This window comes from Chryseobacterium oryzae, from assembly GCF_022811665.1.
Classification (GTDB): Bacteria; Bacteroidota; Bacteroidia; order Flavobacteriales; family Weeksellaceae; genus Chryseobacterium; species Chryseobacterium oryzae.
Genome location: NZ_CP094529.1, coordinates 1,089,575 through 1,102,619, shown reverse-complemented (window position 1 = coordinate 1,102,619; position 13,045 = coordinate 1,089,575). Strand labels below are relative to the sequence as shown.

At 30.4% G+C, this 13,045-nt stretch carries 13 protein-coding genes and 1 tRNA gene; 10 read left to right on the top strand and 4 right to left on the bottom strand.

What is annotated here, in order from left to right:
* Positions 1-160 precede the first annotated feature (160 nt).
* The 3 genes from MTP08_RS05125 to MTP08_RS05115 all read left to right on the top strand — a co-directional run bounded on the left by MTP08_RS05125 (position 161) and on the right by MTP08_RS05115 (position 3,460).
* Positions 161-877 (top strand): hypothetical protein, encoded by a 717-nt coding sequence (locus MTP08_RS05125; protein WP_243577322.1) that lies wholly within the window; start codon positions 161-163, stop codon positions 875-877.
* 895 nt (positions 878-1,772) lie between these two features.
* Complete coding sequence (locus MTP08_RS05120; RefSeq protein WP_243577321.1) at positions 1,773-2,390, top strand: hypothetical protein; 618 nt, start codon at positions 1,773-1,775, stop codon at positions 2,388-2,390.
* A 242-nt stretch (positions 2,391-2,632) separates the two neighbouring features.
* Positions 2,633-3,460 (top strand): GLPGLI family protein, encoded by an 828-nt coding sequence (locus tag MTP08_RS05115; RefSeq protein ID WP_243577319.1) that lies wholly within the window; start codon positions 2,633-2,635, stop codon positions 3,458-3,460.
* Positions 3,461-3,543: 83 nt separating this feature from the next.
* Here MTP08_RS05115 and MTP08_RS05110 read toward each other — a convergent pair whose 3' ends face one another.
* Complete coding sequence (locus tag MTP08_RS05110; RefSeq protein WP_243577318.1) at positions 3,544-3,696, bottom strand: hypothetical protein; 153 nt, start codon at positions 3,694-3,696, stop codon at positions 3,544-3,546.
* On the opposite strand from MTP08_RS05110, the gene MTP08_RS05105 reads away from it, so the two are divergent.
* From MTP08_RS05105 to MTP08_RS05085, 5 genes are all read left to right on the top strand, one after another.
* Positions 3,688-4,206 (top strand): hypothetical protein, encoded by a 519-nt coding sequence (locus tag MTP08_RS05105; protein ID WP_243577317.1) that lies wholly within the window; start codon positions 3,688-3,690, stop codon positions 4,204-4,206. The genes MTP08_RS05110 and MTP08_RS05105 overlap by 9 nt on opposite strands.
* A 226-nt stretch (positions 4,207-4,432) precedes the next feature.
* A complete protein-coding gene (locus tag MTP08_RS05100; RefSeq protein ID WP_243577316.1) occupies positions 4,433-4,759 on the top strand; it encodes a hypothetical protein in 327 nt (108 codons plus the stop codon).
* Between the two features lie 484 nt (positions 4,760-5,243).
* Positions 5,244-6,245: an IS30 family transposase gene (locus tag MTP08_RS05095; RefSeq protein WP_243577315.1), complete on the top strand. Its 1,002-nt coding sequence runs from the start codon at positions 5,244-5,246 to the stop codon at positions 6,243-6,245.
* 171 nt (positions 6,246-6,416) lie between these two features.
* Positions 6,417-6,842 carry a hypothetical protein gene (locus MTP08_RS05090; protein ID WP_243577314.1) on the top strand — a complete coding sequence of 142 codons (426 nt, stop codon included), beginning with the start codon at positions 6,417-6,419 and terminating at the stop codon, positions 6,840-6,842.
* Between the two features lie 285 nt (positions 6,843-7,127).
* Entirely contained in the window at positions 7,128-7,580 is a 453-nt protein-coding gene (locus MTP08_RS05085; protein ID WP_243577313.1) for a hypothetical protein, read from the top strand.
* A 183-nt stretch (positions 7,581-7,763) separates the two neighbouring features.
* Here the strand turns inward: MTP08_RS05085 and MTP08_RS05080 are convergent, their stop codons facing one another.
* The gene (locus tag MTP08_RS05080) at positions 7,764-8,681 is read right to left on the bottom strand and encodes an IS110 family RNA-guided transposase (protein WP_243577729.1); all 918 of its coding nucleotides are present in this window, start codon (positions 8,679-8,681) and stop codon (positions 7,764-7,766) included.
* Positions 8,682-9,019: 338 nt separating this feature from the next.
* Here MTP08_RS05080 and MTP08_RS05075 point away from each other — a divergent pair, with 338 nt between their 5' ends.
* Positions 9,020-9,850 (top strand): carboxypeptidase-like regulatory domain-containing protein, encoded by an 831-nt coding sequence (locus tag MTP08_RS05075; RefSeq protein ID WP_243577312.1) that lies wholly within the window; start codon positions 9,020-9,022, stop codon positions 9,848-9,850.
* A gap of 132 nt (positions 9,851-9,982) precedes the next feature.
* Complete coding sequence (locus tag MTP08_RS05070; protein WP_243577311.1) at positions 9,983-10,756, top strand: hypothetical protein; 774 nt, start codon at positions 9,983-9,985, stop codon at positions 10,754-10,756.
* A 324-nt stretch (positions 10,757-11,080) separates the two neighbouring features.
* On the opposite strand, the gene MTP08_RS05065 is transcribed toward MTP08_RS05070, so the two are convergent.
* Together MTP08_RS05065 and MTP08_RS05060 are read right to left on the bottom strand one after the other, a co-directional pair.
* Positions 11,081-11,152 (bottom strand) — tRNA-Arg (locus MTP08_RS05065).
* A gap of 74 nt (positions 11,153-11,226) precedes the next feature.
* Complete coding sequence (locus tag MTP08_RS05060; protein WP_243577310.1) at positions 11,227-12,996, bottom strand: TonB-dependent receptor; 1,770 nt, start codon at positions 12,994-12,996, stop codon at positions 11,227-11,229.
* Positions 12,997-13,045 lie beyond the last annotated feature (49 nt).

Genomic DNA, 13,045 nt, shown 5'->3' with positions numbered 1-13,045 from the left:
CGCTGCTTTTCAATTCCACATTTTTTTGTAATTTAGTTCCATTGAAAAAGCATCGGCTACGTTTGGTCGAAATTGAACTTTCCGTTCAATTTCGACCGCACTTCGCCAATACTTTTTCCGTTGTCTGCAATTTTACAATGAAACTGCATAAAAACTCAATATGAAAATATTTAATATACTTTTTTTAATTTTAGCAGTTAGTTGTTCAAAATCTCAAAACAATGTCAGTATTGATAACTCCTTAAATACAAATACAAATACAAATCCAACAAAAAAAAATTGTGACAATTCATTTCAATTTGGAAAATCAACGTTATGTGTTCCAAAAATTAAAGGGATGCACAATATCATTCTCAATCCACAATCAAAAGACTATATTCAAAGTAAAAATTATCCTGGAAACACATTTGTTGCTTACTTTGTTAATGAAAAAATATTTCAAAATTTAGAAAAATTGTATGAAGACCAATTTGATGATTTTTTTCAAATTTATGTTACAAATAGTAATGATGATATAGATGTTAATAACGAATATTTAAATAGTATTAACGAAAGAGCTAAAGAATATGTAAATTCATCAAATTGGAAGTATTTGAAAAGTAAACTTGAAGACATAAATAAAAATAATGTTTTCGAAAAACCTATAATTGTAGAAAATTATTCGCTTACTCCAAATTCAATACAAAATGTAACTTTAGTATCAATTAAAAGTGGTACAAATCAAAGAAATATGATTGCCGTTGGAAATATGTTCATTGTTGACAATAGGTTATTTTATGCAACATATTATCATAATTTTCAAAACTATAAATCTATCGAAGAAGCAAAAGAAAGGCATGATGAAATAATGTTACAAGTCCTAAAATCAAATGAATAAAAAAAACTGCAGACAACATTGTATTGGCAAAATGCGTGGAGAAGTAATGAATTGAAAAGCAGAAAAAAATAATCCACTCATGCTTTTCAATTCTGCAATTTTTTGTAAGTTAGCAGTATTGAAAAAGCATTCGCTACGTTTGGGCGTTCTTGAACTTTCAGTTCTTCGAAAGCCCGCACTTCGCCAATACTTTTTCCGTTGTCTGCAATATTACCAAAGCGGCATTAAATAGAGACTTTTTCAAATTTTGAAAGGATTTAAAAGGGTTTTTCCTACTTAAATATTTTACTTAAAAATCATTCTAAAAATCTCAAAATAAGTATTGAATTTAGTTTGAAATAATTCTGAAATTGAACTGAATCGAAACGCTCTGAATTTCCTTGAATTAAAGCAGAATTAAAGTGAAGTAAATTCAAAAAAGCAAACTAAATTTAAAAAAATAACAAATATTACTGAATTCAAATCATGAAAATTGGTAATGAATGTTCTTAAATTCTGGAATTAAATTGTAAATCTAAAAACTGAATATTCAAATATTGGATTTAATCTCAAATTCCGAAAAAGTGAACTCAAAAATTAAAAAACTAAGAATAAAAACGTAAAACTGTCGTCTTTGATTTTGAATTCTTCGAAACTGAATTTCACTGAAATTCACTCTCTTGAATTAAAAATACTGCAGACAACAGGATATTGGCAAAATGCGGGCTTGAATTCTCAGTTGAACTACTCCACTTTTTTTGTCCGCAAAATGCTTTTTCGTTTCGACTTTTTTCGTAATTTAGTCTTCACGAAAAAAGCATTTGCTCAGTTTGGTCTTGGTTGAACTTTTAGTCTTTCAAAAGCCGCACTTCGCCAATATTTATTCGTTATCTGCAATTTTCTCCAAACATCTGCTATGAAAGTAATTTTAATAATTTTAGGAATAATTGGAATTTTAATTTTGATAAAATCTTGTATTCCAAAAAACGAAAATAAATTTAACGATAATTCAAGACCAAAACTTCCTGCAGAAAAAAACGAAATTGTAAATGACAGAATTGTTATTATAAATGGTGCGAATTATAATGATATTAAAAAAGCATTAAATCAATTTTGTAATACTTATAATAAAGAAAATTATCAGGCAATAATTAGATTAACCGCAATTTCACAAAATGAATTCGTTTTGACTTTTCCTTATGGAATTAATTTTACAACATTTTGTTTTTTAATCAATTATCTTTACTATCCAAACGAAATTTTCTACAATGCGAACATTAAAGGTTGGACAACAACAAAATCAAATGATGAATTTATTTCTCCTGACAATTCAAACAAATATGTAATGCTTTATATCCCTTCCGATGACAAAAAATATGATAATGTTTTTCTAACAACTGAAGATAATAAAGGTTATAAATTAGGCTTTGCTGTTGGTGGATTAAAAACGCTGAATGTTCCTAAAGAATATTTCGTTAAAAATAAATATAATGTTGAAGACGTAAAAAATAAAGCAAGCGAAGAAATACAATAAAAACTGCAGATAACACGGTATTGGCAAAATGCGGGGTTTAAGTCTGAATTGAAAATCCATCACTTTTCTGCCGCCGCTGCTTTTCAATTCCACATTTTTTTATTAATTTAGTTCCATTGAAAAAGCATCGGCTACGTTTGGGCATTCTTGAACTAAAGTTCTTCGAATTCCCGCACTTCGCCAATACTTTTTCCGTTGTACGCAATTTTGTACAACAAACTGCCTTAAATCAAAGTTTTACAATGAAATCACTATTTACTTTTCTTGCTATTCTATTAATTAATCTATCCTTTGCCCAAGATTATAAAGTCGTTTACGAAATGAAATTTAAGCCAAAAAAAGGTAAAGATTCTATTGTTTCAGAACATTTTGTATTAATGATTAAGCCAAAAACTAATTCTAGCAAATTTTACAATTATAACTACTATTATAGTGATTCTTTAATGACTTCTATTAAAGATAAGAATCCCCAAGGAGGTTTTGATATAAATACTGAGAGTTTCAAAAAAGCAAATTATCCTTTAGGTGTTGTAAAAACGAAAACAGGTTTTTATTTAGTCAAAACTTTAGACGGTGATTCTTATAAAATTAATGAGAACAAACCCTCTTGGAAAATCAGTAATGAAACAAAATATTGGAAAGATTATAAATTACAAAAAGCAACGGCTAAAATTCTTGGGCGGAATTGGACAGTTTGGTACAGTAATGAAATTCCCGTTTCAGATGGTCCATATCTTTTCAAGGATTTACCAGGATTAGTTTTTTTAGCAAATGACGATTCCGGAGATTATGACTTTAACCTTATTTCTCTTCAAAAAAGTGATTTAGTTGAAGACTACTTTCCGAGTATTCTTTCAAAAAGTATCGAGATTAAATCTGATAAATATAAAAAAGTGTACAAAGCCTATACTTTGGATCCTGCAAAACAACTACGAAATGGTGTATATGTTGATGATAGTGGTTTAAAAATTAATTTGACGAACGGCGCAAGTCCAGAAATGATTAGAGCCATTGAAAAAGACAGATTAGACAAAATCAAAAAGTTCAATAATTTTATAGATATAGAATAAAAACTGCGTACAACATTGTATTGGCAAAATGCGGGGTTTAGGTCTGAATTGAAAATCCTCAGCTTTTTTGCCGCCGCTGCTTTTCAATTCCACATTTTTTCGTAATTTAGTTCCATTGAAAAAGCATCGGCTACGTTTGGTCTTTCTTGAACTTTCAGTTCTCCGAAAGCCCGCACTTCGCCAATACTTTTTCCGTTATCTGCAATTACTCCAAAAATGCTGCTAAAGTGACCCAAGTTGAAATAGGAAATAAGATTCTAGAACTTTTTAATAAAAAACGAGAAAAAGCGAATACTAAATTTGATGAATCTCATTTTTTGGATTATTTGACATTTCCGCCAAAAAATAAAGGACAAATTAAAAACTCTTTTAAAGGAGTTAGAAAATACTATAGATTTATGGATAGTTTAGAAATTGAATTTTCGATCTGCTTCACTCTTTCTGATCTTGACAATCCCTATTATAGTGTCGAACAATTAACAAAAAAGGTTCAAGAGAGAATCAACAAAAGGAAAGGAAATTTAATCATAATTAAACAAAGAATTGCTGAAAAAGACAAATATTATTTTGAATTTTTATTAATTCTAATATTGACTACAGCATTTTTCATATTTAAAACTTATTGGATTCCTTTATTGATTGCAATAATCTTTAGTCCAATTTTCTATTGGATTACAATGAGTAAGATTAACAATAGAAAGCATAACAAAGAACTTTATAAAAAAATCATAAACGGAAAATTGTAACTGCAGATAACATCGTATTGCTAAAATGCGGGGCTGAATTCTTGAATCGAAGATTCTGCAAATTCAGCCGCAATTGCTTTTTCGTTCCGCAGTTTTTTTGTAAGTTAGCTTCACGAAAAAAGCAATTGCTTCGCTTGGTCGAAATTTAACTTTCAGTTCTTCTTTCTCCCGCACTTCAGCAATACTTTTTCCGTTAGCTGCAATCTCACCAAAACTCCGTCAACAAATGAATTCCGAAAATTTTGAATTTAAACTTTTAAGTTTATATTGGCTTGGAAATATGAATGAAGAACTTGATTTATGTGCACACGGAAAATTATTTGTAAAAATCGGTGATGAAATAATTTGTGATGAAAACACTTCTGAAATAACTGTAAGTTCAACTGCATTATATTTAATGCGAACATTAGAAGAAAATTATAAAAAAGATGATTACGCAAGTCAATTACTTCCTTGTTGTGGATTTAATTTTTTTGCGGAAAATGAAAACGATGATTTTGTAAATATAGTTGGTTGTCCAAGTGGAATTGATAATAACTCACACCGACAATAAAAAAATAAAACACGTAACTGAAAAAGGAAACGAAGCCGAATTAGAATTTAAAATTTATAAAAAAATTATTTTGGAATTTGCTGATAAAATTGAAGACTTTTACAGAAAAAGTAAACCAAAAGTCATAGAAGAAAATGACTTTAATAAAATTGGCTATTCTGCATTTTGGAATGAATGGAATAAGTTACGAAAAAAATGGAAATAAAGAGACTGCAGCTAACACGGTATTGGCAAAATGCGGGTTTAAAGTCTGAATTGAAAATTCCCGCAACTTTTGCCGCCGCTGCTTTTCAATTCCACATTTTTTTGTAATTTAGTTCCATTGAAAAAGCATTGGCTCCGTTTGGTCATTCTTGAACTAAAGTTCTTCGAATTCCCGCACTTCGCCAATACTTTTTCCGTTAGCGGCAATGGTAGACGCCGGTTCAGGAATCTAGTGCAACAAATGTTAAAGATTTTAACTTTACAAAATCCATTTGTTGCTATGAAAAAATACACGCGTTTAACCCTTCACGAAAGAGTGAAAATCGAAGAGTTTAGAAATCTTCAGTATTCACCATCCAAAATTGCTCAAAAACTTGGACGAAGTAAATCAACCATTACTCGAGAACTCAAAAGAAATAGATATGCGCACAAATCTTATTACGCTGATAATGCCCATAGAAAGGCATTCCTGAGATCTTCAGACAGAAAATGGTGGAAAGATAAGATTAATACCAATCCAAAACTTCAACTATTCGTTCACGAAAAACTAGCCCTGCGTTGGTCACCTGATCAAATTGCCGTTACTTTGAAAAGACTTTATCCAAATGATAAAACCATGAATGTATCTCACGAAACCATCTACATGTACATCTATCTTCACTCGAAAAAAGAACTAAAAGCAGAACTCATATCACAGCTCAGACAAGAACGTAAACGAAGAGGAAACTTTAAAACAAAAGCTGTATTAGAACCAAAAATTAAAGACCGTGTTTCTATTGATGAAAGACCGGAAGAAGTCCTGGGAAGAGAGATTCCCGGGCATTGGGAAGGTGACTTAATCATCGGTAAAGAACACAAATCCTGCCTTGGAACACTCGTGGAAAGAACCACTAGAACCATTATTCTTGTCCCTCTGAAAAACAAAAACGCCGAAACGGTGCGTAAAGCCTTTGAAAAAGAGTTTTTAAAACTCCCCAAAACTATGAAGAAAACTCTCACTTATGATAATGGAACTGAGATGTCTGAGCACAAACTATTCACTAAGAATACCAAAGTTCAGGTCTATTTTACACACCCTTATTCCCCCTGGGAAAGACCTACCAATGAGAACTCGAACGGGATTGTAAGAGACTATTTCCCTAAAGGAACTGACTTCAACGAAATCTCTAAAAAACGAATTAAAGAGGTTCAAAACCAGCTTAATGAAAGACCAAGAAAGGTATTAGACTATCAAACACCGAAAGATGTATTTAATAATCTTATTCTAAATCAATTACATTGAAAAACGCCGTTGTTGTCGCTGAAAATAAAATGTGGGTAACTTTTTGCCAAAAAGGCTAAAAAGTTATCCATATTTTATTCAGAAATCACAAATTTTAAATATTTTTACAAAAATAAAAAGTTGCACTAGCAATTTGAATCCACCTTACCATCAAACCACTTAAGAATAAACATGAGTAAATTAGTGACTTTTCTTGTTTTTATTTGTATTTTAAGCTCGTGCAAAACTCACCAAACTGAATTTTTAGAGTTTGAGAGCTCAAATGCTGTAATTATTGGAGAAAATAAAACTAATATAACATTAGTTCCGAGAAACAAAAAAGTAATTGTCAAAATATTTAGAAAAAATGAATATTTTGACAATAAAAAAATTTCAAAAGAAAAATACCAACAAATTTTAAGTATTTATAATCAAATTTTTGAAAAGGATTCTTCTAAATCTTTATGGTTGGATCCACCAATATTGAAAATAAAATATCAAAAAGATAATTTCAAAAAGGATTTTTATTATATCGGTGTTCCGAAAAAAGATGAAAAATTTCACGAGTTACTTAATATGATTTTGAAATCTGCAAAACTTGAAATTAGAGATATTTAAAAATTCCTTCAGCTAACACGGTATTGGCAAAATGCGGGGTTAAACTCTGAATTGAAAATCCATCACTTTTTGCCGCTACTGCTTTTCAATTCCACATTTTTTTGTAATTTAGTTCCATTGAAAAAGCATCGGCTTAGTTTGGTCTTTCTTGAACTAAAGTTCTTCGAATTCCCGCACTTCGCCAATGCTTTTTCCGTTATGTGCAATGCTTCCAAAAATTCCGCTTAAAATCAAAAAAAATAAGATAAGAAAAACAAATAATATTGATGGTTAAAAAGATAGAATATGAAACATTTACTCATTTTTTTAGTTTTATTATTAGGTTGTTCTAAAAAAGAAAATAAAAACATAAATGTTTATGAAATAACAATATACTATATAGGTTCTCGTGATGCTCCACCTTCAATAATTGTTCTTACAAATAAGAAGCCAAAAGAGAACGATTTTCCGGTAGTCAATTACCAAGTGGAGAAAGAAGATTTAACAAAAATAGAGAAAATCTGTTATTCAGAAAAGAGAGAGAGGATTGATAATTCTTTAGTATTAGTTGAAGTCAATAAAGATAATGCGATTAAAAAATATTATTTTAATAGAAAAAATGGTGTTGTTATTTTAGAAAAAATTAAAAAAATCGCTTCCCATTATAATAACGAATTCTTAAATGACGATCTTTTTTCTCTACAATATGAAACAATGAAAATTTGGTATCGTAGAGATGGAAAGATTCGGGGAGAATAAGCTAATCATAACTAACAAAAAAAGCAAACTTAGCACTTACCATACTTTCGCAATTGTTGGATGTTTTCTTGGATATTACAAGTATTAATCGCAGTGAAATAATCCATTTTTAGAAAAATAAAATTTTGAACGGAATCAAATAGCACTGCACATAACATAGAACTATGGTAACAACCAAATTTTCTATACAGTTTTTAACGAAAAATTTTCACTATACGGTTGCCCAGATTTCAATACCCCGAAACTCTGTTTCAAAAGTTTGTTGCATACCGCTATCATCCCTACTTTCCCACTCTTGCCCTTCCCTTTGATACGCTCATACAATGCCTTACAGCTCCCATTGTATTTCACCGCATTGAACGAACACATAAACAGATGACGTCGCAAAAGCCCATTACCCATCTTGCTGATTCTTGGACGGGAACGTACACTCTTTCCTGATTCCCGGATTACAGGTGTTAAACCCGCATAGCTGCACAACTGTCCCGAACTCTCGAAATTTTGCATACCATTACTCATCAACACCAATAAAATACTCGTCTTAACCCCGATTCCAGGAATACTACGCAGCAGCTTTAATTCTTCTTTGTAAATTGAGCTTACCAACTTTTCTAACGATAACTCCAATTGATCCATTTCCTTATTATAAGTCTTCAATAGCTTTTTTAAGGATGATATTACCTCACGACTTGGACTTCCTAAGGATTCCTCCCGATGGATCTTATTCTTCAATGAGGTACGCTGTTTCTCGTAATACTGCAGTAAACTAAACAGATTATTACTGGATTGATGGACTTCGTCTGGTGCAACCCATAGTTTCGGACAATGACTCAAACCATAATTGCAGATCATCTTTGCATCAGCCTTATCCGTCTTTACACGTATCAGACACATCTGGATAAAACGTTTGATCTTCAAAGGATTTTCTACACTTACTTTAATCTCTTTATTACTGAGATAAAGCGCCAATAGAACGTGGTAACAGCCAGTACTCTCCATTACGTAATGAGAACTTGCGCCATAAACTTCAACAAGATTTTTAAAGCCCTCTGAGGTATTGGTAAACTCTCCATGTCCTTCTTCTTCGCTATAGACATCCAGTTTTTACAGTTATCAATCATATAATCTGAATAAAAAAGCAATAAATCTAAGTCTAATCGCTTTAGTAATTTCAGTTATTGCAATAATTGTGTCAATAATAATTTCATAAAAGAACTGCAGCTAACATTCTATTGCTAAAATGCGGGGTTGAATGCTAAATTGAACTTATTTACAGCTTTTGTCCCATTTGCTTTTCCGTTTCACATTTTTTTGTAATTTAGTTCACGGAAAAAGCAATTGCTTCGCTTGGTCGAAATTGAACTAAAGTTCTTCTTTCTCCCGCACTTCAGCAATACTTTTCCCGTTAGCTTACATTTTATCAAAATATTGTGCCTGAAATGAAAAAAAACATATTTTTAGTAATTATTTTATTCTTTTTCCAAAGTCAAGCTCAAAAAATTTCCGGGAAAATAGTAGATAAAGAAAACGAACCAATCAAAAATGCAAGAGTTGGAATCGAAAGTGAAGAAATTGGTGATATTTCTGATGAAAATGGAAATTTTCAAATTGATTTTTCAAACATTGAAAAAAATAAAAATCTTAAAGTTGTTGTTAGTGAATTTCAACCTTTTGAAATTAAGATTTCTGATTTTATAAACTCAGCACATCAAATTATATTAAAGGAAAAATTTATAAATATTGAACCCGTAATAATAAATCCTAAAAAGTATATTTTAAGAAATTTTGGAACCTCAAATTCTAAAACAAATTATTGTGGATATGATTCTGAAAAAAAAGATAAAATATTTAATGAATATGCAATAAAAATAAGTAACAAAAGACATTTAAAAATTAAAAATATTAATGTAAATATTGTAAATTTCAAACTCAATAAACCAGCAGTTTTAATTTTTGACATACAAAATGCAAAAAATGGATTTCCCGATGATTCTCAATCTTTAGCAAATGAAACGTTAAAGTTAGAACTAACTGAAGATGACATTAGGAATAATAAGGTTTCATTGAATGTGGAGGACAAAAATATTTGGACAAATCAAGATTTTTTTGTTTTGGTTCGAGTTGATGAAAATTTAGATGGTAGATTATATTTTGGCGGAAATATTTTTGCGTTTTCTAAAAATACATACTACAGAAATTATTTTGGAGATTGGAAAAAATTTTCGGTTGGAGAACCTTCTATAAATGTTGATGTATTAATTCAAAAATAAGAAAAACGTCAGCTAACACGGTATTGGCAAAATGCGGGTTTAAAGCCTGAATTAAAAATCCAAAACTTTTTTTGCCGCCGCCGCTTTTCAATTCCACATTTTTTTGTAATTTAGTTCTATTGAAAAAAAATTATGCATAAAACATTCAGATTATTTTTTCTATTTTTTTCAATAAGTTCATTTTCTCAAAAACCCAATCTAAATGATTGGAAAAAAACTGACCTCCCTTTAGATAATAATATCTTTGATGCTGGTGATTCGAAAGAACATTGGACATTTGAGAAAATAGGAACTGAGTGGAATATCATTCAAATGAAATTCAATAAAAATTCTGAAAACAAATTAGAATTACCTTGGGAGAAAATTTACAAGAAAAATATTGCAATAAATTCTTATAATAGAAAAGTAAAAAAAATTGGTAATGAATATATAGTAGGAGTAAATAATGGAGAATTCGGAGGCAGCTTATTTGTTATTTCAAAAAATGGCGAAGAAATTACTGAATTAAATTGTTGTATGAGAGTCCAGGAAATTTTTCAATTCAACAACAAAATATTTGTCACAGAAATGTCTTATAATTTTGGTTCATCACGAGGAGCTATATTTGAAATCAAAAAGGAAAAAGATTGGATTTACAAGGAAATTTCTAAAATCGAGGGAATTCCAATTTTCACCGTTGAACATAATAGAAACAAATTAATTATTACTGACAAGCATATATTAAAATTGGACAGCAAAAATGAAATTACTACTATCTTAACAAGTCATTTTTATTGGGGAATGTTGTATCCTTCAAATGCTTTAATTGACGGAAATGATATTTACTTATCTATGCGCAAAGGAATTCTAAGGATAATTTCTTTTGAAAATAATCCAAGATATGAATGGTACATTCCTAAAAAATAGCAGAATTTAACATAGAACTACGGTAATTACCAAATTTTCTATACTGTCATTTTCAAAATACCTTTGTCCCGATTCCAAAACTCCGAAATTCTGTTTTTGCATATAGTTATTTGCGCTTAATAAAACTCAGAATAATACTTTGTTGATATTCAGAACTTTTTAATTAAATTATAAAGAGAGAAAATAAATAAAAAATATCAGTTAGTGTGTTTCATTTTGAATAGCAAAAAAGCAACGGAAATAAAAAAGTGATGATATTTTCTATTGGTCAGAGGATAAATTTTTGAAGCACAAACGAAAAACGCCCTAAAATAGGGCGTTTTGTGACCGCAGAAGGATTCGAACCCTCACTGTCGGAGCCGAAATCCGAAGTTCTATCCATTAAACTATGCAGCCTATTTTACAATTGATAAATGATAATATAAGCGATAAATCATTGTTGTTCATATATTATCATTTATCAATAATTTTTAGAATGTAATCTTCACTCCTCCTAAAACCTGTGCACCCAAAACTTTGTAACCGTTATAGGTTTGGTATTTTTTGCTTAGAAGATTATTTCCGAGTGCGAAAATACTGAAATTTTTATGAATTTTATACTCTGCGGATAAGTTTAAATCTGCATATCCTCCAACTTTATCATTTCTGTTTTCTGTAGACTGAAACATCAATGCAGGATTCCCTACTCCCTCAAGCATATAAGAGTTTGTGGTTCTGTCACTTGCAAATATCCCCTTAAAACCTAATGAGAGTTTTTTCTCCAGCATTGTATATTTTGCACCAACGCTTCCCGTTAATAAAGGTACATTATAAATATTTTCAAAATTTTTCAAATCATATTTTAAAAATCTCACACCTGCATCTACTACAAGATTTTCTAATGGAAAGTATTGTAAACTTCCTTTAATATCACTTACGTTTCCGTCATCATACACAGCAGAAAAAGTATTCGCAAAATCGTACCCCGGTCTGTCTAAAGTGAACTGATTAGAAAACAGGTTATTGGCAGAGAAAAACATAATATTTTTCATTTTTCCGAATCCTGCAGAAACATCATATTTAAAAGTTTCATCAATATCGCCTCGTAAACCTGCATAAAAGTGATAAGTAGTTTCTGTAGGCTTCAACATCTGATCTGATACCAAAAACGGATTTACCTGTAATAATTCACCGTAAGTATTGATTTTCAAACCTCCATCAATTCCTCCATAAAATTTAAATTCATTAGATGCAGCAACCTGAAATTCAGCTTTTGGAAACCAATACGTTTTATTGTTTTTAATTTCGTCTGGAAACATTATGTTTGAATTCCTTGCATTCAGAAAATTAAAAACTGAACCAAGAGTTAGATAAGACTCCCCTTTCGCAAAAGTTAATTTCGGAGCAATATCTGCATTAAAGAATGTAGCAGAATTTTTACTCAACAAAGCAAAATCTGTTTTTACGGTTTCTAATCCCAAGCCTAAATCTGCGTTCATTACAATTCCGTTATCGGAAAGTTTTACAGCATGTTTCGAAAAATTTGCCAATATCGAAGCCTGATTTTCTTTTGCATTAAAGTGATCGGTTAAAAATGAAGATTTTACTCTTACATCGTTCAGTATTTCATTCGAATAAAAATCATAATAACCATTTACTTTAAACTGATTCACCTTTTGCTTCAGATCAACATCAGAAGATGGTTCCAAAGCATAGATTCCGTAATAATTATAGTTTTCCAAACCATATTCGGCGTTCACATTTATTTTGCCTTTTTCTCCATAAGAATTCAGAAAAGCACCCAAAGTTGCCGAACTCTGTTTAGAATCCCATGCATACTCTTTTTTGAGCCCGTTGGTAGAAAGCACATGTACATCTGCTCCTACTTCTAGCTTATTTTCAAGGGTTTTAGAGATATTACCATCGGCTAAAATTTTCCCGTAATTACCCATTCCGATCTGGAAATAGTTATTTTGAGCTGTTCCTTCAAATTTAGGAGCAACATCTTCCCCCTGAATGGTTGAAGTTTTGAAATCTGAAACTGCCGGAACATCTGTAATATTATATTTCACAGGATTTGCAGATTTCTCTTCCGGTGGATAATTTTTTACTGTTTCCACAGAGGTTTTCTTCTTTTCAATCTTTTTTACTTCCGGTTCTCTTTTTTTATTAAGAATCAGTCTTTCTTCTTTGATCTGAGAAAACGCTACTGATGAAATTCCCAGAAATAATATCGATAATATTTGAATTTTCTTGTTCATATATCTTGTATTAATGTATAAAGTAAAAAGTATTAATGATTAAATAACA